The sequence below is a fragment of the Micromonospora matsumotoense genome (assembly GCF_050951065.1).
Taxonomy (GTDB): domain Bacteria; phylum Actinomycetota; class Actinomycetes; order Mycobacteriales; family Micromonosporaceae; genus Micromonospora; species Micromonospora matsumotoensis.
The window spans coordinates 3,088,774-3,114,428 of the sequence record NZ_CP192025.1 but is presented as its reverse complement, the minus strand read 5'-3'; the positions used below and the strand labels follow the sequence as shown (position 1 = coordinate 3,114,428).

At 74.1% G+C, this 25,655-nt stretch carries 17 protein-coding genes; 3 read left to right on the top strand and 14 right to left on the bottom strand.

The window, feature by feature from the left end; all coding sequences use genetic code 11:
• Positions 1-45: 45 nt before the first annotated feature.
• From ACQP1S_RS13595 to ACQP1S_RS13575, 5 genes are all read right to left on the bottom strand, one after another.
• Positions 46-837: a DedA family protein gene (locus ACQP1S_RS13595; RefSeq protein ID WP_432906792.1), complete on the bottom strand. Its 792-nt coding sequence runs from the start codon at positions 835-837 to the stop codon at positions 46-48.
• Between the two features lie 309 nt (positions 838-1,146).
• Complete coding sequence (locus tag ACQP1S_RS13590; protein WP_091240754.1) at positions 1,147-1,374, bottom strand: winged helix-turn-helix domain-containing protein; 228 nt, start codon at positions 1,372-1,374, stop codon at positions 1,147-1,149.
• A 422-nt stretch (positions 1,375-1,796) separates the two neighbouring features.
• Entirely contained in the window at positions 1,797-2,651 is an 855-nt protein-coding gene (locus ACQP1S_RS13585) for an SAM-dependent methyltransferase (protein WP_432906791.1), read from the bottom strand.
• 98 nt (positions 2,652-2,749) lie between these two features.
• Positions 2,750-3,583 (bottom strand): helix-turn-helix domain-containing protein, encoded by an 834-nt coding sequence (locus ACQP1S_RS13580; RefSeq protein ID WP_432906790.1) that lies wholly within the window; start codon positions 3,581-3,583, stop codon positions 2,750-2,752.
• A gap of 194 nt (positions 3,584-3,777) precedes the next feature.
• Positions 3,778-4,017 carry a DUF397 domain-containing protein gene (locus tag ACQP1S_RS13575; RefSeq protein ID WP_091239172.1) on the bottom strand — a complete coding sequence of 80 codons (240 nt, stop codon included), beginning with the start codon at positions 4,015-4,017 and terminating at the stop codon, positions 3,778-3,780.
• A gap of 270 nt (positions 4,018-4,287) precedes the next feature.
• On the opposite strand from ACQP1S_RS13575, the gene ACQP1S_RS13570 reads away from it, so the two are divergent.
• Positions 4,288-4,938: a GGDEF domain-containing protein gene (locus ACQP1S_RS13570; RefSeq protein WP_432906787.1), complete on the top strand. Its 651-nt coding sequence runs from the start codon at positions 4,288-4,290 to the stop codon at positions 4,936-4,938.
• Between the two features lie 61 nt (positions 4,939-4,999).
• Here ACQP1S_RS13570 and ACQP1S_RS13565 read toward each other — a convergent pair whose 3' ends face one another.
• The 4 genes from ACQP1S_RS13565 to ACQP1S_RS13550 all read right to left on the bottom strand — a co-directional run bounded on the left by ACQP1S_RS13565 (position 5,000) and on the right by ACQP1S_RS13550 (position 8,198).
• Positions 5,000-5,494 carry a type II toxin-antitoxin system PemK/MazF family toxin gene (locus ACQP1S_RS13565; RefSeq protein WP_432906785.1) on the bottom strand — a complete coding sequence of 165 codons (495 nt, stop codon included), beginning with the start codon at positions 5,492-5,494 and terminating at the stop codon, positions 5,000-5,002.
• 30 nt (positions 5,495-5,524) lie between these two features.
• Positions 5,525-6,838 carry an RNA polymerase sigma factor gene (locus ACQP1S_RS13560; RefSeq protein ID WP_432906784.1) on the bottom strand — a complete coding sequence of 438 codons (1,314 nt, stop codon included), beginning with the start codon at positions 6,836-6,838 and terminating at the stop codon, positions 5,525-5,527.
• The gene (locus tag ACQP1S_RS13555; protein ID WP_432906782.1) at positions 6,811-7,230 is read right to left on the bottom strand and encodes a YciI family protein; all 420 of its coding nucleotides are present in this window, start codon (positions 7,228-7,230) and stop codon (positions 6,811-6,813) included. The genes ACQP1S_RS13560 and ACQP1S_RS13555 overlap by 28 nt, the downstream gene beginning before the upstream one ends.
• A 92-nt stretch (positions 7,231-7,322) precedes the next feature.
• Positions 7,323-8,198 (bottom strand): class I SAM-dependent methyltransferase, encoded by an 876-nt coding sequence (locus ACQP1S_RS13550; protein WP_432906780.1) that lies wholly within the window; start codon positions 8,196-8,198, stop codon positions 7,323-7,325.
• Positions 8,199-8,252: 54 nt separating this feature from the next.
• Between ACQP1S_RS13550 and ACQP1S_RS13545 the strand changes: the two genes are divergently transcribed.
• Both ACQP1S_RS13545 and ACQP1S_RS13540 read left to right on the top strand, forming a co-directional pair.
• Entirely contained in the window at positions 8,253-8,768 is a 516-nt protein-coding gene (locus ACQP1S_RS13545; protein ID WP_432906778.1) for an NUDIX hydrolase, read from the top strand.
• 41 nt (positions 8,769-8,809) lie between these two features.
• A complete protein-coding gene (locus ACQP1S_RS13540) occupies positions 8,810-10,078 on the top strand; it encodes a hypothetical protein (protein ID WP_432906776.1) in 1,269 nt (422 codons plus the stop codon).
• Between the two features lie 122 nt (positions 10,079-10,200).
• Here the strand turns inward: ACQP1S_RS13540 and ACQP1S_RS13535 are convergent, their stop codons facing one another.
• The 5 genes from ACQP1S_RS13535 to ACQP1S_RS13515 are packed head-to-tail and all read right to left on the bottom strand — an operon-like array spanning position 10,201 to position 25,603.
• Complete coding sequence (locus ACQP1S_RS13535) at positions 10,201-15,756, bottom strand: non-ribosomal peptide synthetase/MFS transporter (protein WP_432906774.1); 5,556 nt, start codon at positions 15,754-15,756, stop codon at positions 10,201-10,203.
• Positions 15,753-18,962, bottom strand: a complete 3,210-nt coding sequence (locus tag ACQP1S_RS13530) for a non-ribosomal peptide synthetase (RefSeq protein WP_432906773.1) — start codon at positions 18,960-18,962, stop codon at positions 15,753-15,755. The genes ACQP1S_RS13535 and ACQP1S_RS13530 overlap by 4 nt, the downstream gene beginning before the upstream one ends.
• Positions 18,959-19,147, bottom strand: a complete 189-nt coding sequence (locus tag ACQP1S_RS13525; RefSeq protein ID WP_432906771.1) for an MbtH family protein — start codon at positions 19,145-19,147, stop codon at positions 18,959-18,961. Before ACQP1S_RS13525 ends, ACQP1S_RS13530 begins: the two co-directional genes overlap by 4 nt.
• On the bottom strand, positions 19,147-20,100 hold the full coding sequence (locus ACQP1S_RS13520) for a TauD/TfdA family dioxygenase (RefSeq protein ID WP_432906769.1): 954 nt from the start codon (positions 20,098-20,100) through the stop codon (positions 19,147-19,149). The genes ACQP1S_RS13525 and ACQP1S_RS13520 overlap by 1 nt, the downstream gene beginning before the upstream one ends.
• A gap of 25 nt (positions 20,101-20,125) precedes the next feature.
• Positions 20,126-25,603: an SDR family NAD(P)-dependent oxidoreductase gene (locus ACQP1S_RS13515; RefSeq protein WP_432906768.1), complete on the bottom strand. Its 5,478-nt coding sequence runs from the start codon at positions 25,601-25,603 to the stop codon at positions 20,126-20,128.
• Positions 25,604-25,655 lie beyond the last annotated feature (52 nt).

Sequence of the window (25,655 nt, the reverse complement as noted above, 5' to 3'; positions counted from 1 at the left end):
CCGGTCGACGTACGGTTACGAACACCGCCGAGGGCCGGCCCCGGGTCAGTCGGTGTCGCGTCCCCAGACGCCACCCCGGTAGATGGTCCCGCGGTAGGTCGTACCGTCGCCGGGCTCCGACCACCCGGCGGCGTCGCCGGGCGGGACGTCGGCGGCCGGGGTGTCGGCGCGGGCGGCACGGGCCCGACGGACCCGGTTGACCACGAACCAGCCGGCGGCGGCCACACAGACCACGATGACGACCTTCTGGAACGACCCGACGTACTCCTCGACGACGTGCCAGTTGTCGCCGAGCAGGAACCCGGCCAGCACGAAGGTGGTGTTCCAGATCAGGCTGCCCAGCGTGGTGTAGAGCAGGAACGTCAGGATCGGCATCCGCTCCACCCCCGCCGGGATGGAGATGAGGCTGCGGAAGATCGGGATCATCCGCCCGAAGAACACCGCCTTCACCCCGTGCTTGAGAAACCATGCCTCGGTGCGGTCCACATCGCTCAGCTTGACCAGCGGCAGTCGGGCCGCGATGGCCCGCATCCGGTCGCGACCCAGCGCCGCGCCGATGCCGTAGAGCACCCAGGCCCCCACCACGGACCCGAGGGTGGTCCAGAGGATCGCACCGACCAGACTGATCCGCCCCTGGGCGGCGGCGAAGCCGGCCAGCGGCAGGATCACCTCGCTGGGGATCGGCGGGAACAGGTTCTCCAGCGCCACCGCCAGCCCCGCGCCGGGGCCGCCGAGCCGCTCCACCAGGCCGGTGACGAAACCCACCGGGCCTTCGGACGAGGGCTCGGCGGCGGACACGGCCATACGGGGGCTGAGCGCCAGGGAGCGTGGGATCATCCGACAAAGTTACGAGCCGGTCGACGAATCGACCACGCGGATCGACCGCTCCCGACAGCCTGACGGTTCGGGCGTAGCCGGTGCTCCGCCGGTTCGCCGTGCTGGACCTGGCCGGCCCGGACACCCTGCGGGACCGAGGGGGGGCGACGCCGACCAACCGGTGACTGGGACCCCGTTGGGCAGCGTCGCCCCGCGGGTAGCCCGGTCGACTTCGCGCTGCTGCACCTGGTCACCACGGCCAGACTGGACGCGCTGAACCTGCCCCGCGCGGCAGTGCGCGCTACCGGCCCAACCTGGTCGTCGTTAGCCCTACGCCTCCGCGACGTACGTTCCCGACCCCGGCACGCCCACTACGATGCCGCGCGCCTTGAGCGCATCCACGGCGCGTGCGACCGTCCGGCGAGCCGACCCGTACTCGACGGCCAGCGCGTCGTAGGTCGGCAGTCGCGCCCCACGCGGGAACTCCCCCGCACCAATGCGGCGGGTCAGGTCGTCTGCGATCTCTTGCGCAGAGTGCGGGATAGGCACGGGCGTCATCGTGCCGCCTACCCGAATCGGCACCACTGACACACCTGGCACTACTTGCCCTGCTGGCATCATTGGCACTAGATTCCGGATCGACGCGTGGCGGTGGCCTGTCTGGGTCGACCGAGCGGAGTGCGGCGAGGCGCTGCCTGTCGAGCGGTTGACCGCGCTGGCCACGCTGGCCGATGCCGTCGGGGATCACGCGGGGAAGTGCGACACGTGCTGAACGACGAAACCCCCGATAGCCAGGTGGGTACCGACTTTGCCGTGCCGCTCGATGGCGGGCACCACCGGTTGCCCGCCGCCTGGCCCAGTGACCTGAGAAGATCCGCCGATCGGCGGTGGCTCCAGGTCACACGCCGGCCCGCGGATCCCTGGTGACCCGCCAACGCGCCGGGAGCCACACCGCATCCACTCCGTAGGGTGGGAGCCGGTCAGGGCTTGCGGGCCACCGCGCCGTACATGCTCACCTCGTCCACCGTGGGGCGGGGCTGTGGTTCGGTCTCGGCCCGCCACCGGGCGACCGAGACGACGCCGGGCTCGACCACTTCCAGGCCGTCGAAGAACCGGGCGAAGTCGTCCCGGCTGCGCAGGTTGATCCCGCCGGGCGGGTTGCCATCCCTGGTCGCCACCCGGGCCGCCTCGGCCACGTCCGGGGGAAGCTGGTCGTAGGTGGCATGCGACGCGGCCAGGTAGCTGCCCGGCGGCAGTTCCGCGAGCAGCCGGCGGACCACGCCGTACGGGTCCTCGGCCTCCCCCACGAAGTGCAGGATGGCCACCAGCATCAGGGCGACCGGCTGGCCCAGGTCGAGGGTGCGCCGCAGCTCGGGGTGGTGCAGGATCTTCTCGGGTTCACGCAGGTCGGCGTCGATATAGGCGGTGGCGCCCTCGGTCGCGCTGGTCAGCAACGCCCGGGCGTGGGCCAGCACGATCGGGTCGTTGTCGACGTAGACCACCCGGGACTGCGGGGCGACGGCCTGGGCCACCTCGTGGGTGTTGTTCGCCGTCGGGATGCCGGTGCCGATGTCCAGGAACTGCCGGATACCCGCCTCGCGGGCCAGGTGGGCCACCGCGCGTTGCAGGAACCGACGGTTCTCCAGGGCCGCGGTACGGACGGTCGGGAAGGCCGCCGCCATGGCGTCGCCGGAATCCCGGTCGGCCTGGAAGTTGTCCTTGCCACCCAGCCAGTAGTTGTAGCGGCGGGCCGGGTGCGCGACCGAGGTGTCGATCCGGTCGCTGGGGTGCTGGGCGGCGCCCGTCGGGGCATCGGTGGTCACCGGGTCCTCCATGACTCCGCGCCATCTCGTCGTCGATGGCGTCCGTCCACTGTCTGCGGTCCGATCATCGTAGAGCCCGCCCGGATGTGGCCGGCGGGCCGGTGGGACGGTCACTGCGGGTATAGCTCGTCACGCAGTCGGGTGAGGACCTCCGGCGTACGCTCCGGCGGGGTGGCCTCGACGCAGAGGCGTTCCATCGCCGCCGCGTAGTAGTCCAGGTCCTCCCGCTTGTCGAGGTAGAGCGCGCTGGTCAACTGCTCGATGTAGACGATGTCGGGCAGGTCGTCGTCGCCGAACCGCAGGATGGTGAAGGCACCACCGGCCGCGGCGTGGCCACCGGCGTCGAACGGGATGACCTGCAACCGGATGTGCGGCGACCGGGTCGCCTCGATCAGCGCGGTCAACTGCCCCCGCATCACCTGGGGGCCGCCGATCGGCCGACGCAGGGCGGCCTCGTCGATCACCGCCCAGAGCTGCGGCGGATCGGCGCGGTGCAGCACCTGCTGACGCTGGACGCGCAGTTCCACCCGACGGTCGACCTCCTCGACCGCCGCGCCCCGGTGTCCGAGCAGGACCACCGCGCGGGCGTACTCCGGGGTCTGCAGCAGGCCGGGGACGAATTGCACCTCGTAGCTGCGGATCAACGCGGCGGCGGCCTCCAGGCCCAGGTAGGACTGGAACCAGCCGGGCAGCACGTCACCGTAGCGGTGCCACCAGCCGGGGCTGTTGGCGTCCCGGGCCAGCTTGAGCAGCGCGTCGCGATCGGCGGCGGCGGTGACCCCGTAGGGGGTGAGCAGGTCGGCGACGTCCCGTTCCTTGAAGCCGACCCGGCCCAGCTCCATCCGGCTGATCTTCGACTCCGAGGAGCGGATCTCCCAACCGGCACCCTCCCGCGTGACACCTCTGGCCTCCCGCAGCCGGCGCAACTGTGCGCCGAGCAGCATCCGCAACACCGTAGGGCCGGTGGCCGGTCCCCCCTCGGCGGCAACCATCGTCACGTGCCCGCCCCTCCGCGTGTGCCCACACCCCGTCACGGTCCCTGGGCCCCCGCCCGACCGACGAGTAAGCATGCCATGGACCGTCGGTGAGGAGAACATCCTCCGGACGGATACGGTCCCGTGGGCGGGACTACCGGCCGTCAGCCGATCAGATGGTCGAAGTCGCCGTCGCGTGCGCCGAGGACGAATGCCGCTATCTCGTCCACCGTGTAGATCAGCGCCGGCCCCTCGGGGTGTCGCGAGTTGCGCATGGCGATACCGGCCCCGCCGGGCAGTTCGGCCAACTCGACGCAGTTGCCGCTCGGGTTGCTTCGCCGGCTCTTCTCCCACCTCAGGGGGGGCAGCTGGGTGGTGGGAACGCCGTTCTCAGGCTGCTGCATGGATGTCTTTCTGTCGGGGTGCGGACCCACTGTCACAAGAGGATGGTGCGGGGTTCGTGGGGCTGTGCGACATCAGATCCGGCCGTGCTGCACGTGCATCTGCTATTGCATATGCACCAGACAGCGAGCATGATAGCCCAACGTGCGCGGTACTTATCCGTTCACTTTGGGTTACTACTCCCAGGGCGTTCACCTGGGGAAACGAGGGCCCGGCGCGGCACGACGGCCGTCGCCGCACGGGTCGTACGCCGACACTGCGAGGGAGGACCCGTGCCGGATCCGTTGACCGTCGCGTCCGGCGTCTCCGCAGCCGGGGCCCTGGTCTCGGTGTGGCAGCTACGCCGCCGGGCCCTGCAGGCCGAGGCGGAACTGGAGCACCTCCAGGCCGAACTCGCCGCCGAACGGCACGCCGCCAGCCACGACCCGCTCACCGGGCTACCCAACCGCCGGGCCTTCTACCGGCTGGCCGCCGCGCTGCTCACCGACGCGGGCGGGCAACCCCTCATCGCGGTCGTCCTCGACCTCAACGACTTCAAACAGGTCAACGACCGCTTCGGGCACGCCGCCGGCGACCAGGTGCTGGTCAGCGTCGCCCAACGGCTGGCCGCCTTCGCCGGGGACAACCTGGTCGCCCGACTCGGCGGCGACGAGTTCGCCGGCCTGCTGGCCAGCCCGTCGGTCGACCGGCGCTGGATCGACCACGCCACCCGGCGGCTCTGCGAGGCCATGGCCGCCCCCATCCCGCTGGGCCCGTGCAGCGTCCGGGTCACCGCCTCGGTCGGGCTCGCCCCGGTCACCGGCCCCACCCAACTGGCCGACGCGCTGTGCCGGGCCGACGCCGCGATGTACCGGGCGAAGGGCGTCACCAGCCGTCAGTCACCCCGGCAACTGCTCGACGCGGCCCGCCTCGCCGAGTGCTGAGACCCACCGCCGGTCGGCGGGACGCACCACCGCCGCCGGCCGGTCGGGCGGCCGACCGAGGTCAGCGCCAGCCGTAACCAGCCCGCAGCGCCTGGCCGACCCGGTCGAAGCGACCCCGGTCCAGCACCGCGCCCTCCCGGCGGATGCCGTCCTCCCGCATGGTGAGCACCCGGTCCAGGCGTACCCAACTGGGTCGGGAGTCGCGGTCCCACTCCCCCGGGCCCAGCGCCAGCCAGTGCCGCTGACCGTCCCGCTCACTCTGGCTGGACAGCATCAGCCCGAACAGGGTGCGACTGGACCGGCCGACCACCAGCACCGGGCGGTCCTTGCCCTGCCTCGGGTCGTCCTCGTAGGGCACCCAGGTCCAGACGATCTCCCCCGGGTCGGCCTGCCCGTCCGGCTCGGGGGCGTACGACAGCTCCCGGCGTTGCAGGGCGCTGAGCTGCCGACGCCGGGCCACCTGCGCCGGGATCGCCCCGGGGGTGCCCTGCCGCGCGCCGACCACGCCGGTCACCCGGCCGAGCCGGGTCGCCACGTTCCTCAACAGACCTGCCACGGCGGGCAGCCTACCGCCGTCCCGCCCAGCTCACCCGCCGAGGGCGTCGACCTTGCGCAGCAGCACCGCCCGCTCACGGAGATTGCCGCACAACCGGGCGGCGAACTCCAGCTCCGCCCGCGCCTCGGCGGTCCGACCGAGCCGGGCGAGCAGCTCGCCCCGCACGCTCGGCAGCAGGTACGACCCGGCCAGCCGGCCGGCGGCGGCCACCTCGTCCACCAGGGACAACGCCTGCTGCGGCCCGTCGGCCATCGCCACCGCCACGGCCCGGTTCAGCGCGACGACCGGCGACGGCGCCACCCGGCCGAGCGCCTCGTAGAGGAGCACCACCCGGGCCCAGTCGGTCTGCGCCACCGAGACGGCGCCGGCGTGGCAGGCGGCGATCGACGCCTGCAACCCGTACGGCCCGAGGCCCCGCCCCAACGCCACAGCCCGGCCGAGCGCCGCCACCCCCCGCCGGATCGCCGACCGGTCCCACCGACGCCGGTCCTGATCCGCCAGCAGCACCGCCTCGCCGTCGGCGTCGACCCGGGCCGGGAACCGCGCGGCCGTCAACTCGCACAGGGCGAGCAGGCCGTGCACCTCCGGCTCGGCGGGCAGCAGCGCGGCCAGCGTCCGGGCCAACCGGATCGCCTCGTACGCCAGGTCGGGTCGGAGCAGCTGGTCACCGGCGGTCGCCGTCGCCCCCTCGGTGAAGATCACATAGAGCACGTTCAGGACCGCGCCGAGCCGCTCCCGCCGCTGCGGTGCTTCGGGGAGCGCGAACGGCACCCCCGCGGCGGCGATCGTCTTCTTCGCCCGGGTGATCCGCGCCTGGACGGTGGGCACCGGGACCAGCAACGCCCGGGCGATCTCCTCGCTCGACAGGCCACCGACCACCCGCAACGTCAGCGCCAACCGGGCCTCGGGCGAGAGCACCGGATGGCACGCCACGAACATCAGCGCGAGGACGTCGTCGTCGACCCGGTCGGGGTCCCACGGCAGTTCGTCGGTGGGGGAACCACCAGCGCCCTCGGCGAGCTGACCGGCGAGCACGGCGTACCGCGCGTCGAGCGCCGCCCGGCGGCGGAACGCGTCGACCGCGCGCCGCCGGGCGGTGGTGAGCAGCCAGCCCACCGGGTTGGCCGGCACCCCGTCGCGCGCCCAGCCGACCAGCGCCTGCGCCACCGCCTCCTGCGCGACGTCCTCGGCGAGCGCGAAGTCGCCGGTGAACCGGGCCAGCGCCCCGACGATCCGGGCGGACTCGATGCGCCAGAGCGCCTCGACGGCCCGCCGCGCCGACCCGGCGCTCGGCAGGCCGTCGGAGGTCACGGTGCTCAGAGCTGGCCGGTCCGCTCGCGCCACGCCCGCTCCCTGACGATCCACTCGTTGTCCTGCGGGAACTCGTCGATGCCCGGCACCCGGCGGACCTCGCACTTGCTGCCGCTGATCGCCGGCATCCGCCGGGCCCACTCGACGGCCTCCTCCTTCGACGCCACGTCGAGCAGGTAGAAGCCGCCGAACAGCTCCTTCGTCTCGCCGTACGGGCCGTCGGTGACGACCGGGGTCTCCCCGCTGTAGTCGACCACCACGGTCTGGGCCGGGTCCTCCAGGCCCTCGGCGGCCACCAGCACGCCCGCCCGGATCAGCTCCTCGTTGAACCGCCCCACCGTCTCCAGCATCTCCTCGAAGGGCGTGTCCATCATCGTCGCCATGGACTCGTCCGTGCCCCGCATGATCAGCATGTACTTGGCCATCGTCGCTCCTCGCTGTCGGGTCGCCGGTCGACCCTCTCATCCCCAGGTCGAACGGGAACCCGGCGGGATCGACACGACCCGCCCACCGATTTTCAGGCTGGCCGGCGGGCCAGCACCAGCGTGGTCCGCAGGTCGAGGGTGACGGTGCCGCCGAAGCCGTCGACGGCGACGCCGATCGCCGCGCGGACCCGGTCCCGCAGCTCCGGTGGGCGGCGCAGTTGCGGGGAGAAGGTGTCGACGAGCCGCTGGTATCCCGCCGTGGTCAGTGGCACCGGCCGACGGAAGGCCACCGATCGGACGTCGGTGAAGAGTCCGCTCGCGGTGATGTCCGCGTGGAACCAGTCCTCCGGCTGGTCGTGGTGCGGGACCGGGTCGACCGACTCGAACGCCGCCCGGACCGCCGCCGAATGCGCCGGGTCGACGTAGTCGTAACGGTGGGCGAAGACGGCCAGGGTGCCGCCGGGGGTCAGCGCGTCGTGGGCCTGCCGGTTGCGGGTGGCCGGATCGAGCCAGTGCCAGGCCAACGCGCAGGCCAGCAGGGGCACGCCGCCCGGTGGCGGCGACCACTGCGCGAACCGGGTCACCACCACCTCGACGTCGGGGAACCGGGCGGCCAGCACCGCCGCCATCCGGGCGTCCGGCTCGACACAGGTCACCCGGGTCCGCACCGGCCCGGCACGCTCCCGGTCGGCACGGCCGGCACCGTCCAGGCCGGGGCGGGGCGGACCCGCCGGTCCCGGCCCGACGACATCCGGCCCGACGACGCCCGGCACAGGGCGGGCAGGCTCGGCAGCGGCAGCGGCGAGGTCGCGCAGCAGGGCGGTGGCCAGGCCGGTGCCCGCGCCGACCTCGACCAGCCGGGAGGGCGGTCCGCCGTGATAGGCGAGGATGGTGGCGGCGAGGGCGGCCGGATACCCCGGCCGGATCTCGTCGTAGTCGGCCGCCACCTCACCGAAGAGCTCCGCCATGATCGCCATCGTCGCACCGCCGCCGCCCGGCCGGTGCCCCGTCGAGGGAGACCCGTGACCGAACTGCCCCGGGACCTGCCGGTGATCGAACGCACCGCCGTCCGGCTGGTGGTCCGCGACCGGGACGACCTGATCCTGCTGTTCCACACCCGCGACCCGGAGCACCCCCGGCTGGGCACCTGGTGGGAACTGCCCGGCGGGGGCGTCGACCCCGGTGAGACGTACCCCCAGACCGCGTTGCGGGAGCTGCGCGAGGAGACCGGCTTCGTGGTCACGGCCGCGCAGCTCGGCCCGCCCACCTGGCGGCGGCGGGCCAGCTTCATCCACCGTCGGTTGCGGCACGTCCAGGACGAGGTGGTCCTGACGGTACGCCTCGACGCCACCGCGCCGGACATCGACGGCGCCGACCGGCTCGACTACGAGGTGGAGGACTACTTCGGCTTCCGCTGGTGGCCGGTCGAGGAGATCGTCACCAGCACCGCCCGGTTCTACCCGGGCCGGCTGCCCGAGCTGCTCACCGGCTTCCTGGCCGGTGAGCGGATCGACGAACCGTTCGAGCTCTGGTCCTGACCCGGGGTGCCGGAAGCACGAACGGTGGGCACAGTGGGGGCATGACGACGATCCCGTACGCCCCGCTGGCCCGGTACGCCGCCCGGCTGCACGCCGCCATCGGCGACCGGCACCACGTCGCCTCCCCGCTCGGTGCCTGGCTGCTGCTGGCGCTCGCCGCGCCGGCCGCCACCGGCGCGGTCCGGGCGGAACTGGCCGAGGTGCTCGGCGTCGACGGGGAGACCGCCGCGGCGACGGCCGCCGCCCTGCTGGACCGGCCACACCTGCTGGTGCCGTCGGCCACCGCCGTCTGGCACCGCCCCGGTGCGGACACCGGCCCGCTGGCCGGCTGGCGGGGCGGGCTGCCCCGGGCCACCACCACCGGTCCGCTGCCCGACCAGGCGGGCCTGGACGCCTGGGCCCGCGAGCACACCCTGGGGCTGATCGACCGGTTCCCGCTGACCGTCTCCCCCCGGGTGCTGCTGGCGCTGGCCGGCGCCCTGGCCACCCGGATCTCCTGGGCCGCCCCGTTCGACCTGGTACCCGGCTCGGCGCTCGGCCCCGACCGGCCCACCGACGCCGACGCGGACCGGACGGTCGGCGACTGGGCCGGAAAGCTGGGCCGGGCGCTGCGCACCCCGGAGCACGGGCACCGGGCCTGGATCGCGTCGACCGGATCGGCCGGTGACGTCGCCGTGCACGCCGCCGCGGCGGTGGAACGCGACGGGGCCGGGGTGGTGGTGCTCTCGGTGCTCGCCGACCCGACGGTCCGCCCGGCCGACGTGCTCGCCGCCGGCTACGCGCTGGCCGGCGCGGCGGTGGACGGGGAACCGGGCCGGCGGTCGCTGTTCGACCTGCCGCTGGGGGCGGGTCCGCTCGGGACGCTGCGGGAGGAGCGGGTCCGCACCTCGGCCCGGGACGGTCGGGAGGAGCGCCGGCACGCGGTGCTGCCCTGCTGGTCGGCGCAGGACGAGCACGATCTGACCGCCCCCGGGTTGGGGTTCGCGGCGGTGGGGCGGGCGCTGGGTGGGCTGCTCGGCACCCAGGTGGGCGTCGAGGCCCGGCAGGCGGCGGTGGCCCACTACGGCCGGTACGGCTTCGAGGCCGCCGCGGTGACCGGGGCGTTCGCCCTGACCAGTCTCCCGCCGGAGGGTGTCCGCCGGACCGCCGAGCTGCGCTTCGGGCACCCGTACGCGGTGCTGGCGGTGGCCACCGACCACCGCGCGGACGGGACCGGGCCGTGGCACGGGGTGCCGGTCTTCTCCGCCTGGGTGGCCGAGCCGCAGGAACCGTCGGACGGCGACCTCGCCGACCCGCCCGAGCCGGCCTGACCAGCCCCGACCGCGGCGACTGCCCCTGAGTCGGCACCGTCCCCGGGGAAACCGTCGCGGTCGGGTGTCCCGGCCGCGCGGGTACGACGACGCCTCGACGCCGCCGTACCCGCGCGGATCGGTCAGCCGGCGACCGACGCCGGTTCCGGGCGGGACTTCGCCCGCTCGGCGATCCGCCGCTGCCGCTCCTGCGCCCCGATCAGGTCGTCGGGGAGCGAGTCGGGCACCTCGATGTCGAACCGGCGCAGCATCCGGATCGCGAACCCGCCGAGCGTGATCAGCACCAGGGCCAGCCCGAAGCAGACGTACGCGAAGCCGATGCCCCGGCCGGGACCGGTGCCGATCACCGCGCCCACCGAACCGGCGAGCGCCCCGCCGTCGGCGAGCATCGGCTCGAACAGGGCGGTCGCGCCCGGGGCGAGCAACGCGAAGCCGATCGGCAGGGTCGACCAGGAGATCGTCTGGTTCAGGCTGAAGACCCGGCCGTGGAACCGCTGCGGCACCTTGACCTGCACGATCGTGGCGTAGATCGACTGGGCGGTGGTCATCGCCATCGCGAGCCAGAACGCCCCGAAGGAGATCATGATCACGGAGGCGTCCAGACCGATCAGCAGGCACCCGACGGCGGTGCCCAGGTTGCCGATCAGCACCCCGATCATGCGCCGGTGCCGGGGGCCACCCCACAGCGACATCAGCACGCCGCCGACCACCGCCCCGACCGCCTCGGCCAGGGCCACCTGGGCGACCTGGGTGGCGGTGCCGAACGACAGCACCAGCGGGGTGGTGAGCACCAGGGCCGGGGCCAGGAAGATGTTGCCCAGCGCGAAGTAGCCGAGCATCAACCGGAAACCCTTGTGCCGCCACGAGTAGCGCAGGCCGTTGGCGATCGCCACCAGCAGCCGCTCCCGGGGCCGCCAGCCGAGCAGGTCGGGGAAGCGGACCACGGCCAGCGTCAGCACCGCCACCACGTAGCTCGCCACGTCGATCAGCAGGATGCCCTTCAGGCCGATCGCGGCGAGCAGGCCGGCCGCGAAGACCGGCATCAGCAGCAGGGCGAAACCGCTGGAGAGCTGGGTGATGCCCATCGCGTGACCGAGGTAGCGCTTCGGCACCAGTTGCGGCACCGCCGACTGGAAGGCGATCCGTTGGAACGATCCGGCCACCTGACTCAGCGCCACCAGGCCGTAGATGTGCCACAGCGCCAGGTTGTCGGTCCAGAGCAGGGCGGCGAGGACGAGCTGGACGGAACCGGAGACGCAGCTCGCGATCATCATGATCCGCCGCCGGCTGATCCGGTCGGTGAGCGCGCCGGCCACCGGCAGCATCAGCACGCCGCAGATCAGCGCCAACGCCCAGAGCAGCCCCAGGTCGGCCACCGAGCCGGTCCGGGTGAACAGCCAGATCGGCAGGGCGAACGCGGTCAACGCCGACCCGGTGGTGGAGACCAACTGCCCGGCGGTGACCGCGACGAACCGGGCCATGCTCGGTTTCACCACCGCCGGGGCGGGCGCGTCGGCGTCGCCGATCCGCTGGTGGTCGGCGACCACCCAACCGGCGTCCTCCCCCCGGGCATCCGGGCCGAGCGCGGAGACGTCCCCGGCCCGGACCGCCGGGTGCACCTGGGTGACGATCTCGGCCAGCTCGTCGGCCCGGTACTTGAGGAAGAAGTGACCGGCCTGGTCGAGCACCACCAGGCCGAGGGTGTCGCTGAGGAACTGCCACTCCGCGTACCGCTCGGCGTGGTAGTCGGTCACCGGGTCCTCGGAGCCGACCACCGAGACGATCGGCGCACGCAGCTTCTCGGCGCCCCGGTCCAGCAGCCCGGTGAAGTACTCCTCCGACGCGCGGGAGTCGGCCCGCATGTTGCTGATGATCCGGTCGGCCTGCTCCGGCTCCAGCTCGTCGGTGTCCACCCCCATGCTCTTGAGCCAGCTCGCATAGTGCCGGTTGCTGCTGAGCTGCTCCAGCCGGTTGCGCAGCGCCGCGAACGCGCCCTTCGGGCGGGCGAACGGGAACATCGCCCCGATGTAGACGACCTCCAGCTCCCGGCCGGCGGCCTCCACCTTGCGGGCCACCTCCGCGATGATCGCGCTGCCCACCCCGCAGTGGCCGTAGAGGGCGAGCGGACCCTCGATCCGCTCCACGATCTCGGCGGCCACCCGGCTGGTCAGCTCGTCGAACGGCAGGGCGGCCTCGGTCAGGCCGACGTCGTGGCCGGGGATGGCCAGCGACCACAGGGCGTGCCCGGCCGGCAACGCGTCGGCCAGCGGTTGGTAGACGATGGCGCTGCCGCCGCCGTACGGGACGCAGACGTAGCTGAGCACCCGCCGGCCGGCCGGGATCGGCTTGGTCAGCTCGTAGAGCAGCCGGCGTGGGCCGGCCGCCTCGGCGTCACCGGTCATGAACACGGCCAGCTCGCGGATGGTGCGCTGCTGGAACAGGTCCATCACGCCGACCGCCCGGCCGCCGTGTTCCGCCCGACGGATCTTCGCCACCACCTGGGTGGCGAGCATCGAGTGCCCACCCAGGTCGAAGAAGTCGTCGTCGATGCCGAGCGTCGGCACCCCCAGCACCTCCGACCATATCCCGGCGAGCAGCCGCTCGGTGTCGTCGCGCGGCTCGACCAGGGCCACCGACGCCTCACGGGTGACCACCGGCGCGGGCAACGCCCGGCGGTCCAGCTTGCCGTTCGGGGTCAGCGGTAACGCGTCCAGGGTGACGAACGCGGCCGGCACCATGTACTCCGGCAGGGTCTCCTTCAGCGCCGTCTTGAGCGCGGCGTGCTCGGCCCCACCCACCAGGTAGGCGGTGAGCCGCTTGTCGCCGGGGCTGTCCTCCCGGACGATCACCGTGGCCTCGGCCACCTCGGGCTGCTCGCGCAGGGCACTCTCGATCTCACCCAGCTCGATCCGCAGGCCGCGCAGCTTGACCTGGTGGTCGATCCGGCCCAGGAACTCGATCACCCCGGCCGGCCGGGCGTTCCCGTCGGCGTCCGCACCGGTGCCGGCCGACCCGGTCGGTACGCCCACCCCCGCCGGGTCGGGCACCCAGCGGGCCAGGTCACCGGTGCGGTACAGCCGGGCGCCCGGCACACCGGAGAACGGGTCCGGCACGAACCGCTCGGCGGTCAGCGCCGGCCGGCGGTGGTAGCCGCGGGCCAGCCCCACCCCGCCGATGTGCAGCTCACCGGCCACCCCGATCGGGCACTCACGGCCCGCCGGGTCGAGCACGTGCAGCCGCAGGTTGGCGATCGGCCCACCGATCGGCACCCCGCTCAACCCGGCCAGCAGCGCCGGGTCGCAGTGCCAGGCGCTGACGTCGATCGCCGCCTCGGTCGGGCCGTACAGGTTGTGCAGTTCGCAGTGCGGCAGCCGGGCGGTGAAGTCGACCGCCGAGGCCAGCGGCAGCTCCTCGCCGGAACAGATCACCCGCCGCAGCGCCGAGGCCGCTTCCACCCCCTCCTCGGCCAGGAACACCGTCAGCATCGACGGGACGAAGTGGGCGGTGGTGACCCGCTCGGCCACCAGCACGTCACGCAGGTAGCCGGCGTCCTTCTGCCCGCCCGGCTTGGCCAGCACCAACCGGGCCCCGGTGCGCAGCGGCCAGAAGAACTCCCACACCGACACGTCGAAGCTGGCCGGGGTCTTCTGCAGCACCGCGTCGTCGGCGTCGAGCCGGTAGGTCTTCTGCATCCAGTCGAGCCGGTTGACGATGCCCCGGTGGGTGTTCGGCACCCCCTTCGGGCGACCCGTCGAACCCGAGGTGTAGATCACGTACGCCAGGTGCCCCGGCCCGGCCAGCGGGGTCGGGTCGGTGTCCGGCTGGTCGGCCCAGACCGCCGGGTCGTCCAGGGCCAGCACCGTCGCGTCGACGCGCGGCAGCACGTCGCGCAACTGCTCCTGGACCAGCACCACCGGCGCGGCGGCGTCGGTCAGCATGAAGGCCAGCCGGTCGGCCGGGTACTCCGGGTCCAGCGGCAGGTAGGCCCCACCGGCCTTGAGCACGCCGAGCAACCCGGCGACCAGCTCGACGGAGCGTTCCGCGCAGACCCCGACCAGGGTCTCCGGGCCGACACCGGCCGCCCGCAGTCGGTGCGCCACCCGGTTCGCGGCGGCGTTCAGCTGCGCGTACGTCGTCGGGACGCCCTCGATGGTCACCGCCACCGCGTCCGGGGTGGCCGCCGCCCGTGCCTCGATCGGGCCGTGCAGCGTCTCGGCGGCGGGGAAGTCGGCGTCGGTGTCGTTCCAGGACGCCAACAGCGTCCGCTCGTCGGCGGCGCGCAGGTCCAGCGCCGAGACCGCCACGTCCGGGGTCGCCCCCACCGCGCGCAGCAGGGCGCACCAGCGGGCGGCCATCCGGTCCACGGTGGCCCGGTCGAACAGGTCGGTGTTGAAGACCAGCTTGCCCCAGAGCCCGTCGGCGGTCTCCACGGCGTGCAGCTCGAAGTCGAACCGGGTGGCCCGCAGCTCCATCGGGGTCCAGTCGAACGTCACGTCGGTGGCGTCGGAGACCTCGGTGAACCGGCCCATCTCGTAGTTCTGCAACACGAACATGGCCTGGAACACCGGCGACCGGCTGACGTCGCGGGGCAGCCCCAGCTCGTGGACCACCTTCGCGAACGGCACCTCGGCGTGCTCGAAGCCGTCCAGCACACTGCGCCGGGTGCGTTCCAGCAGCTCGACGAAGGTCGGGTCGCCGCCCAACTCGGCCCGCATCGGCAGCATGTTGATGAACATGCCGACGAGGTTCTCCAGCTCCGGGGCGGACCGGCCGGCCACCGACGCGCCGACCGCGAAGTCCTCCTGGCCGGCGTGCCGGGCCAGGAAGACCTGGTAGGCGGCGAGCAGCGTCATGAACAGGGTGCCGCCGGCCGCCCGGGTGAGGGTGGTCAGCCGCTCGGTCTCCGCCGGGGTCAGCCGGAACTCGACGAAGTCCCCCCGGTAGGTCTGGGTGGCCGGGCGGGGCCGGTCCAGCGGCAGCTCCAGCGGGGTGATCCCGGCCAGCCGGGACTTCCACCAGTCCAGGTGCGACCGGGCCGCCGGGCCGGCCAGTTCCTGCGCCTCCCAGACGGCGAAGTCGCCGTACTGCACGGGCAGGGTGGGCAGGTCGCCACCCCGGTAGGCGGTGATCAGGTCGCGCAGCAGCACGTCGACCGACCAGCCGTCGCCGACGATGTGGTGCTTGCTGAGGAACAGCACGTGGTCGTCGGCGGCCAGCCGGATCAGCAGCGCCCGCAGCAGCGGCCCGGCCGCCAGGTCGAACGGCGCGAGCGAGGCCGCCTCCACCAACTCCCGTGCGGCCCGCTCGTCGGGGGCGTCGACCACGGTCAACGGCACCTCGACCGCGTCGGCGACGACCACTGTGGGCTTGCCGTCGGCGTCGGCGGGGAACCGGCTGCGCAGTGACTCGTGCCGGGCGGTCAGCGCGGCGAGGGCGGCGCGCAGCGCCGTGACGTCGAGCGGGCCACGCACCCGCAACGGCACCGCGATGTGGTACGCCGCCTCGCCCGGGGCGAGCTGGTCCATGAACCAGACCCGCTCCTGGGCGTACGACAGCGGCACCTCGGCGTCCTCGGGCCTCGGCGTGACACGGGCGGCGGGGGTGGCCTGCCGTCGGCGCAGCCGTTGGGCGATCAGCGCCGCCCGGGCGGCATCCCGGGAATCCTTCAGGTCCGTCATGCGGGGGTGTCCTTCTCCGCCGCCAACAGCGCGGCGACTTCGGTCTCGGAAAGGCCGTCCAGCTCGGCGGCGATGTGCGCCTCGATCTGGGCGGCCAGGTCGGCCACCACGGGGCTGCCGAACAGCGCCCGCATCGGCAGGTCGACGTCCACCTCGGCGCGGATCCGGGCCATCGCCCGCATCCCGCGCAGCGAGTTGCCGCCGAGGGTGAAGAAGTCGTCCAGCGCGCCGACCTTCTCCACCTGGAGGATGTCGGCATACACCTCGGCGACCAGGGTCTCGGCGTCGGTGCGCGGCGGGACGTAGCCGTCCCCCGCGACGGACTCCGGTGGAGCGGGCAGCGCCGCCCGGTCCAGCTTGCCGTTCGGGGTCAGCGGCAACGCGTCGAGCCGGACGAACGCGGTCGGCACCAGGTGCGCCGGCAGCTCCCGGCCCAACTCGGCGGCGAGGTGCGCCTCCTCGGCGGTGCCGACGTGGTAACCGACCAGGGTCGGCTCCCCCGAGTCGGTGCGGACGGCCACCGCCGCCTCCCGGACCTCCGGGTGCTCCCGCATCGCCGCCTCGATCTCACCCAGCTCGATGCGCATCCCGCGCACCTTCACCTGGTCGTCGCGGCGGCCCAGGTAGTCCAGGGTGCCGTCGGCCCGCCACCGGGCCAGGTCGCCGGTGTGGTACATCCGCTGCCCCGGCGGGCCGTACGGGCAGGGCAGGAAGCGCTCGGCGGTCAGGCCGGGCCGGCCCAGGTAGCCCCGCGCCAACTGGTCACCGGCGACGAACAGCTCGCCGACCACCCCGGGCGGAACCGGCTGGAACGCGGCGTCGAGCAGGTACACCCGGCTGGTGGCGGTGGGCCGGCCGATCGACACCGGGCCCGCCGGCACCGGCTGGCCGGGGGCGAGCCGGGCGGCGACGCAGCCGACGGTGGCCTCGGTCGGGCCGTACTCGTTGACCACCGCGACGTCCGGGTGCGCGGCCCGCCAGTCGGTGAGCTGCTCACCGGTGAGCGCCTCGCCGCCGATCACCAGGTCGGTGGTGGGCGACAACTCCGCGTCCAGCAGCGGCAGGTGGCTCGGGGTGACCTTGAGGAAGGTCGGCCGCCCACCCACCCGGGCCGCCGGGGAGTCGATCCCGGCCAGCCGGACGGTGCCACCGGCGGTGAGCGGGCCGAGCAGCCCGGTCACCGTCAGGTCGAAGGAGACCGGCGAGTGCAGCAGCGCGGTGCCGGCCAGCCCCGGGTAGGTGTCCCGGGCCCAGGCCAGGTACGCGGTGATCGCCCGGTGTTCCACCACCACGCCCTTGGGCCGGCCGGTCGAACCGGAGGTGTAGAGCACGTAACCGGGGTGTTCCGGGCGCAACGGCGCGACCCGGTCGGCGTCGGTGAGATCCGCCTCGTCCCGGCCGGCGGCGGTGGAGCCGGCTCCGTCCCGACCGGGGTCGGCCAGGCCGGCGGCGGTGCGGTCGCCGTCGGGGCGGCCGGTGGAGGGCCGGTCGCCGGCGAGCACGCCGTCGAGCAGCAGCGCGTCCGCCGGCACCAGGGTGGCGGTCTCCGAGACCGCCAGCACCAGCGCCGGGGCGGCGTCGGTGAGCAGGTAGCCGATCCGGCCCGCCGGGTAACCGGTGTCCACCGGCACGTACGCGGCCCCCGCCTTGAGTACGGCGAGGATCGCCACCAGCAGCTCCGGGCCGCGTGGCAGGGCCAGCGCCACCCGGGTCTCCGGGCCGGCGCCCCGGGCCACCAGCACCCGGGCCAGCCGGTTCGCGGCGGCGTTGAGCTGCGCGTACGACCACGTGACGTCGTCGCAGACCAGTGCGGTGGCGGCCGGGGTGGCCGTCACCTGCCGCTGCACCTCGTCGACCACGGTGGACGACGGACCGGCCGCGCCCACCCCGGCCCAGGCGCCCCGCACCAGGTCCCGTTCGGCGTCGGCGAGCAACGGCAGCGCGGAGACCGGCTGCTGCGGGTCGGCGACCGCCGCGTCGAGCAGCCGGACGTAGCGGGTCACGACCGCCTCGGCGGTGGCCCGGTCGAACAGCGCGGTGCGGTAGACCAGCCGGCTCTCCCCCGTGGTGATGTCGAAGGCGAGGTCGTCCTTGGTGGTGCCCAGCTCCACCGGGTCCAGCCCGGAGTCGGGGATGAAGTTCAGCGCGGTCTGGAAGATCGGCTGCACCGACGGGTCCCGCTCCGGGGCGACCGCCTCGACGATCGCCTGGAACGGGGTCTGCCCGTGTTCCAGGGCGTCGACCAGCCCGTCGCGCACCCGCCCCAGCAGGTCCGTGAAGCGCGGGTCCCCGCCGACGTCGCAGCGCAACGCCACCGGGTTGACGAACATCCCGATCAGCGGGGTCAGCTCGGCGGTCTCCCGGCCAGCGGTGGAGACCCCGACCACCACGTCGGTGTCGCCGGAGATCCGCGACAGCAGCGCCGCGAAACCCGCCAGCAGCACCATGTACGGGGTGACCGCCGACCCGGCGGCCAGCCGGGCGATCCGCTCGAGCAGCCCGTCGGGCAGGTCGAAGCGGACCTCGTCGCCGGCGAAACCGAGCTGGGCCGGACGGGGCCGGTCCAGTGGCAGGCCGGTGGCCTTCGGGGCACCGGCCAGGTGACCGGTCCAGAAGGCGAGCTGCCGGTCCCGCTCCGCGCCGGTGAGCTGGTCACGCTGCCAGACCGCGAAGTCGGCGTACTGGATGGGCAGTTCCGGCACGGCGGCCGGCGCACCGGTCGCCGCGGCCTGTGCGAACGCGGTGATCTCGGCGCCGAACAGCACCGCCGAGTGGCTGTCGAAGATGGCATGGTGCACCACGAGCAGCAGCGTCCAGCCCTCGTCGACCCGGACCAACCGGGCCCGCCACAGCGGCGGCGCGTCCAACGCGATGGCGGTCCGGGCCAGTTCGGCGCGCAGCGCCGTGTACCGCGCGAACTGCTCCCCGGCGGGCAGGTCCCGCAGGTCGTCGGTGGGCAGCCGGGCCGGCTCGTGCTCCCGGACCACCTGCACCAGTGTGCCGTCGTCGACCCGCAGGTGGGTCCGCAGCGCCTCGTGCCGGGCGACGACCTGGTCGAACACCCCCGTCACGGCGTCGGCGTCCAGGTCGGCCGACAGCCGGCACGGGACCGACACGTTGTAGACCGGGGAGGCCGGGTCGAGCTGGTTGGCGATCCAGACCCGCTCCTGGGCGAAGGAGGCGGGGAAGGTCCACTCGCGGGTCATGCCGTCTGCTCCCGTACCGAACGCGGACGCATGTCGGTCCAGACCTCGTCGACGTGGGCCAGGCACTCCTCGCGGCCGCCGGTGAAGCCCGCGTCGTGCCACCCGGCGGGCAGGTCGCGGTCGGCCGCCCAGATCGAGTACTGCTCCTCGTCGTTGCGGACGACCAGGAATCGGGTGTCGGCCATCAGTTCGCTCCAGCGGTGTCGGGGGTGTGCGGTTCGGCCATCGCGACGGCGATCTTGCGGGGGCCGGTGAACGGCTCCCGCCCGTGCGCGGCGGTCATGTTGTCGACCACCAGCACGTCGTCGCGCCGGTAGTCGAAGCGGACGCTGGCCGCCCGGTATGCGGCCCGCAGGTGGTCCATCACGTCGGCGGGGATCTCGCCGCCGTCGCCGTAGTAGGTGTTCGCCGGCAGCCCGTCGGCGCCGAACATCGCCAGCAACCCCTCCTGGTAGTCCTTCGGCAGGGTGCTCAGGTGGAAGAAGGTGGCGTGGTTGAACCAGCGCGGGGCGTCCGAGCCGGGCCGGTGGTGCACCACGTCGCGCACCGCCCGGGTCCGCAGGCCGTCCTTGCCGACCCACTCCAGGTCGATCCGGTTCGCCGTCGCGTACGCCTGCACCTGGGCCCGGTCGTCGGTGCCGAAGACGTCCTGCCAGCGGGTGCCGAAGTCGGCGTGGAAGTTGCGCACCAGCAGCCAGCGCCGGCGGACGAACTCCTCCCGCACCGCCGGGTCGATCTCGGCGTACACCCGGCGCACGTCGGCCAGCGGCGTCGCGCCGAGGGTCTGCGGCGCGGTCAGGCAGTAGAAGAACAACGTCAGCGGCCAGCGCGCCTGGTAGGAGTTCTCGTTGTGCAGGAAGATCTCCTCGTCCGGCGGGTAGTCGGTCGAGGTGTAGACCTTCCCCTTGATGGCGTGCCGGGGCGAGGACCGCTCGGTGTAGGTCAGCGGCTCGCCGGAGAACGCCCGGACGACCGCGTCGAAGCCGTCCACCCCGCCCACGTCGAAGCCGCGGAACAGCAGCCCGCCGTGCGTGACGAGGGTGGCGCGCAGCTCGGCCCGACGTCGGTCGATCAGCTCGGTCAAGGGTGTGCCGTCGTTCTCGACGACGACCGGCAGCGTGGCGATCGTGTCGCTCATGGCGTGGTCTCCTGATTTCTCGACGTCAGGCGCGGGGTAGCCGCGGGATGGCGGGGATGGGGGCCGGCGCGGCCGGTTCGTCGGCGGCGGTGGCCCGCAGGTGGGCGATCCGCTCGGCCAGGCCGGCGACGGTGGGGGTCTCGAAGAGGCTGCGCATCGGCAGCCGGACCCCGGTCGCCTTGCGCATCGCGGCGATCAACTGCACCGCGACCAGCGAGTTGCCGCCGAGGGCGAAGAAGTCGTCGTCCACCCCGACCTCGGCCACCCCCAGCCCGTCCCGCCACACCCCGGCGATGGTGATCTCCAACTCGGTACGGGGGGCCGCCGAGCCGCCCCCGGTCGTCGCCGGGGCGGTGGTCGTCGGCTCCGGGTCCTGCTCCAGGCTGTCCGTGGTCACCCGGGCGGCCCGCCGCCGGATCTCCTCGACCGGGCGGGTGGCGATCACCACCTGCGCGCCGAGACCGGCGGTCAGGCTACGACGGAACGCCTCCGCGCCGTCGACCGGGCGGATGTCCTCGGTGAGCGCCCCGGCCGTCGGCTCGGCCGGGCCCGCGTCGGCGGTGCCGGTCAACCCGCCGGTGACCGCGCCCTGGTCGACCCGACGCAGCACGAAGTCGCCGATCGCGACCAGTTCCCGCCCCTCGGTGTCGGTGAGCGACAGGTCGGCGGCGACCACCTCGTCGGTGGTGCTGGCCCGGTGCCGCAGGTGGCTGTGGAACACCGCCGGCAGTGGCCCGCGCACCACGATCCGCCCGTAGGACAGCGGCAGGTAGGTGCCGTCGCCCTGGCCCCGGCCGAAGGCGGTGGCCACGTCCAGCAGCGCCGGGTGCAGCCCCCACGCCGGCAGGTCGGCCCGGACCGGCTCCGGCGCCACGATCCGGGCCAGCTCCTCGCCGTCGCCGAGCCGGTGCTCGGCCAGCGAGGCCCAGCGCGGGCCGAAGGTCAACATGCTGGTCCGGCCCCGGCCGAACGAGGCGTCGTCGTCGACCCGCCGGCCGTCGACCACCGGCACCCGGGCCGCCGGGGCGGCCTCGACGGTCCAGCCCGCCGACCCCCGCACGTGGGTGCGGAGCTGGCCGGCGGCGAGGCTGCGGACCGCGAAGTCGACGCCCTCCTCGGCCGTGGTCAGCTCCACCCGGTACTGGGCGACGGTGCCCTCGGGCACCGCGAACGGCTCCAGGAACACCACGTCGCGCAGCTCCACCGCGGCCTGCGGCGCAGGGCTGGTCAGCCCCGCCACCACCGCGGCCCGCACCGACTCCAGGTGGGCGGTGCCGGGCACCACCGGCACCCCGCCGATGCGGTGCTCGTCGAGCAGCCAGTGGGTACCGGCGGAGACCAGCCCGTGCAGCACGGTCGACTCCGGGCCGACCACCTTCGTGGTGAGCACCGGGTGGTCCACCGGCGTGGTGACGGTGTCCCGGCCGGCGGCCCGGAACGCGGCCGGGGCGGCGGTCTCCACCGCCATGCCGACCTCCGCCCAGCCACCCCAGTTCTGCGACAGCACCGGGGCCCGGAAACCCGCGCCGGACCGGGCGAACGCGTCGAGGAAGGCGTTCGCCGCGCAGTAGTCGACCTGACCGAACCCACCGATCACCGAGGTGATCGACGAGCAGAGCACCACGAAGTCCAGCGGCAGGTCACCGAAGACCTCGGCCAGTGCCAGGGTGCCGGTGAGCTTCGGGGCGAGCACCCGCTCCGCGTCGGCCCGCTCCTTGACCTCGGCCATCCCGCCACCGGGCAGGCCGGCGGCGTGCACGATGCCGTCCAGCCCACCGAACTCGGCCTCGACGGTGGCCCGGACCCGCCGCAGGTCGGCCGGGTCGGTGACGTCGGCGGCGAGCACCAGCACCGTCGCCCCGGCCGCCTCCATCCGGCGGATCGCCGCGATGGCCCGACCCGCCCGGTCCGCGCCACCGTGCACCGCCAGGTGGTCGTCCCACCGCTCGCGCGGCGGCAACCCGGAACGGGCCAGCAGCACCAGTTTCGCCCCGGCCCGCCGGGCGAAGTCCTCGGCGAGGGTGACGCCGATGCCGCCGAGCCCACCGGTGACCAGGTACCGACCACCGTCGCGCAGCGCCCCCGGCGCGGTCTCGGCGGCGACGGTGACCTGCTCGTATCCGGTCACCCAACGGCGGGTGCCGCGCAGCGTCAGCTCGGTCCGCTCCGGGTCGACCGGGCGGCGCAGCTCGGCGGCGAGCGCATCGACGCCGTCGCCGGCCGGGTCGGCGTCGACCAGCCGGACGGCCAGGCCGGGCAGTTCGGCCGGCAGCACCCGGGCCAGGCCGGCGAGGGTCGCGTGCTCGGGCCGGACCAGGTCGGCACCGGTGACGTCGCCGACGCCTGCGGTGACCAGGTCCAGGGTGAGCGCCCGGTCCTCGGCGGTGGACCCCGCCCCGGCGAGCGCCTGCACCAGGTGCAGGGCGTCGAAGAAGCCGCGCTGCTGGGCGTCCCAGGCGGCCGTCGCGTCGATGCCGGCCGGCGTGCCGTCCAGGGCGAAGGCGTGCACCAGCCGGTCCGGCAACCCGTCGACGGTCAACGCCGCGACCAGCGCGTCGTGGTCCTCCCGGTGGCCGGGGCGCAGCCGGTAACCGTCGTCGGCCGCCGCGAACGCCGCGCCGGGGCGTACCACGACCGGGTCGTCGCCGGCGGTCCGCAGCGCGGTGACCAGCGCGTCGGCGCGCGGACCGGCGGCGAACACCAGGCAACGGCCCGCCGGCACGGTCGCCGGGTCGGCGGCGGCCTGCCGCCACACCGGCACCGCGAACCACTGCGGCAGCGGACGCGGACCGGCCTCCACCGGCGCCTCGGCCACCGCCGCCACCGGGTCCGGGTCCGCCCAGTGGCGGCGACGCTCGAACGGGTACGTCGGCAGCGGCACCCGCCGGGCGGCCGGGTCGGCGTCCCACCGCACCGCGATCCCGGCGCACCACAGCGCCCCGGCGCTGGTGAGCAGGGAGGCCAGGTCGCCGGCCGGCTCACCGGGGCCGGGCAGGCTGCCCAGCGGGGTCAGCGCCCGCTGCTCCGGGGTGCCCTTGGCGACCTGCATCCGGGCCAGGTTGGCCAGTTGCCGGCCCGGCCCGCACTCCAGCAGTGCCCAGGTGCCCGCGCCGAGCAGGGTCGCCACGCAGTCGCCGAAACGCACCGGCTGGCGCAGGTGCGCCGCCCAGTACGCCGGGTCGGTGGCCTGCTCGGCGGTGATCCAGGTGCCGGTCACGTTGGACAGGAACGGGATGCCCGGCGCGCGCAGCGGCACCGTCGCCATCAGCGCGGTGAACTCCGCCAGGATCGGGTCCATCATCGGCGAGTGGAACGCGTGCGAAGTGCGCAGCGGCTTGCTCTTGTTCTTGCCGCCGAGGCTGTCGGCGAACGCGGCGACGGCGGCGCTCTCGCCGGCCACCACGCAGGTGCCGGGGCCGTTGACGGTCGCGATGGCGAGCCCCTCGGGCAGCCGGGCGGCGACCTGCGCCTCGTCGAGCGAGACGGCCAGCATCGCCCCGGCCGGCATCGACTGCATCAGCCGGCCCCGGGCGGCGACCACCCGCAGCGCGTCCGGCAGGCTCAGCACCCCCGCGACGGTGGCGGCGACGTACTCACCGATCGAGTGGCCGATCATCGCCGCCGGGCGGACCCCGGCCCGTTGCCAGAGCAGCGCCAGGGCGTACTCGACGACGAACAGGGCCGGCTGGGTGTAGCGGGTCTCGGTGAGCTTCTCCGCCGCCTGCGGATCGCGGCCCAGGATCAGCTCCCGCAGGTCCAGGCCCAGCTCCGGGTGGAGCAGCGTCGCGCACTCGTCGATGGTGGCCGCGAAGGCCGGCTCCTCGGCGTAGAGCTGTGCGCCCATCCCGGCGTACTGGGCCCCCTGGCCGGAGAAGAGGAACGCGGTACGGGGCGCGGCGCCGTCGACCACCCCGGACTGGCGGCGGCGCGGGGTGCGCAGCGCGGTCACCGCCTCGGGCAGTTCGGCGGCGACCACGGCCACCCGGTGCGGATACTCCTGCCGGCCCACCCGCAGCGTGTGCGCCACGTCGGCCAGCAGCTCCGGCCCGCCGTCGGCAGCGTCCGCCAGGTGGTCGGCGAGCCGCGCCACGGCGGTGTCCAGGGCCGTCGCGGTCTTCGCCGACACGTGCAGCAGCTGCGCCGGCCGGACCCGGCGATCCACCCGGTACGCCGCCGGCGCCTCCTCGAGCACCACGTGCGCGTTGGTGCCGCCGATGCCGAACGAGCTGACCCCGGCCCGCCGCGGCCCACCCTCGGTGTCCCACTTGGTCAGGGTGTTCGCCACGTAGAACGGGGTGTCGGCGAAGTCGATGCCCGGGTTGGGCGTCTCGTAGTTGATCGTCGGCGGGATCAGCCCGTGCTCCATCGCCAGCACCGCCTTGATCACGCTGACGATGCCGGACGGCTGGCTGAGGTGCCCGATGTTGGACTTCACCGAGCCGATGCCGCACCAGCCCCGCTCGTCGGTGTCCCGGGTGAACACGGCCGACAGCGCGGCCACCTCGATCGGGTCGCCCAGCGCGGTGCCGGTGCCGTGCGCCTCGACGTAGCTGATGCTGCGCGGGTCGATCCCGGCCATCCCGACCGCCTGGGCGATCGCCTCCACCTGTCCGTCGACGCTGGGGGCGGTGAAGCCGACCTTTCCGGCGCCGTCGTTGTTGATGGCGTTGCCGAGCACCACCGCGCGGATCGCGTCGCCGTCGGCGATCGCGTCGGAGAGCCGCTTGAGCAGGGTCACCCCGACGCCACTGCCCCAGACCGTGCCGTTGGCGCCGGCGTCGAACGGACGGCACCTGCCGTCGGGCGAGGTGAAGCCGTCCATGCCCAGGTAGCCGACGTGCGGCAGCTCCACGTTGACGCCACCGGCCAGCGCCATGTCGCACTCGTGGTTGCGCAGCGCCTCGCAGGCCAGGTGGAAGGCGACCAGCGAGGTGGAACAGGCGGTGTGCACGGTCAGGCTCGGCCCGCGCAGATCCAGCCGGTACGACACGTTGGTGGCCACGTAGTTCGGCGAGTTGCCGGTGGCCAGCGAGACCGCCCCGTGCGGGTTGCCGCCGACCCGCTTGTTACGCAGGACGAACCGGTGCAGGTAGGTGTTGCCGCCGGTGCCGGCGTACACACCGACCGCACCGGGGTAGCGGGCCGGGTCGTACCCGGCGTCCTGCAACGCGGTGTAGCAGCTCTCCAGGAACAGCCGGTGCTGCGGGTCGGTCATCTCCGCCTCGCGGCTGGTCATCCCGAACAGCCCGGCGTCGAAGGTGTCGTACCCGTCGATCAGCGGGGCCCGGCTCACCCAGCCCGGGTCGTCGACCTCGTCGACAGTGGCGCCCCGGGCGAGCTGCTCGTCCCGGCTCAGCTCGGTGACCGACTCCACGCCGTCGACCAGGTTGCGCCAGAACTCGCCGACGTCGGCGGCGCCGGGCAGCCGGGCGGCGAGCCCGACGATGGCGATGGGTTCGATGCCGTCGTCGATGGGCGGCGCGGTGTCGATCTCGTTCTGCATCGGGGTTGTCCTTTGTCGCGCGGTGCCGCCCGGAGGCGGTGGGGAGGGAAGC

Excerpts from the sequence above, each read along its gene's own strand:
- ACQP1S_RS13535 (WP_432906774.1), bottom strand. The coding sequence starts at position 15,756 with ATGACGGACCTGAAGGATTCCCGGGATGCCGCCCGGGCGGCGCTGATC.
- ACQP1S_RS13515 (WP_432906768.1), bottom strand. The coding sequence starts at position 25,603 with ATGCAGAACGAGATCGACACCGCGCCGCCCATCGACGACGGCATCGAA.
- ACQP1S_RS13595 (WP_432906792.1), bottom strand. The coding sequence starts at position 837 with ATGATCCCACGCTCCCTGGCGCTCAGCCCCCGTATGGCCGTGTCCGCC.
- ACQP1S_RS13540 (WP_432906776.1), top strand. The coding sequence starts at position 8,810 with ATGACGACGATCCCGTACGCCCCGCTGGCCCGGTACGCCGCCCGGCTG.
- ACQP1S_RS13580 (WP_432906790.1), bottom strand. The coding sequence starts at position 3,583 with ATGCTGCTCGGCGCACAGTTGCGCCGGCTGCGGGAGGCCAGAGGTGTC.
- ACQP1S_RS13555 (WP_432906782.1), bottom strand. The coding sequence starts at position 7,230 with ATGGCCAAGTACATGCTGATCATGCGGGGCACGGACGAGTCCATGGCG.
- ACQP1S_RS13550 (WP_432906780.1), bottom strand. The coding sequence starts at position 8,198 with ATGGCGGAGCTCTTCGGTGAGGTGGCGGCCGACTACGACGAGATCCGG.
- ACQP1S_RS13525 (WP_432906771.1), bottom strand. The coding sequence starts at position 19,147 with ATGGCCGACACCCGATTCCTGGTCGTCCGCAACGACGAGGAGCAGTAC.
- ACQP1S_RS13520 (WP_432906769.1), bottom strand. The coding sequence starts at position 20,100 with ATGAGCGACACGATCGCCACGCTGCCGGTCGTCGTCGAGAACGACGGC.
- ACQP1S_RS13530 (WP_432906773.1), bottom strand. The coding sequence starts at position 18,962 with ATGACCCGCGAGTGGACCTTCCCCGCCTCCTTCGCCCAGGAGCGGGTC.
- ACQP1S_RS13590 (WP_091240754.1), bottom strand. The coding sequence starts at position 1,374 with ATGACGCCCGTGCCTATCCCGCACTCTGCGCAAGAGATCGCAGACGAC.
- ACQP1S_RS13575 (WP_091239172.1), bottom strand. The coding sequence starts at position 4,017 with ATGCAGCAGCCTGAGAACGGCGTTCCCACCACCCAGCTGCCCCCCCTG.
- ACQP1S_RS13585 (WP_432906791.1), bottom strand. The coding sequence starts at position 2,651 with ATGGAGGACCCGGTGACCACCGATGCCCCGACGGGCGCCGCCCAGCAC.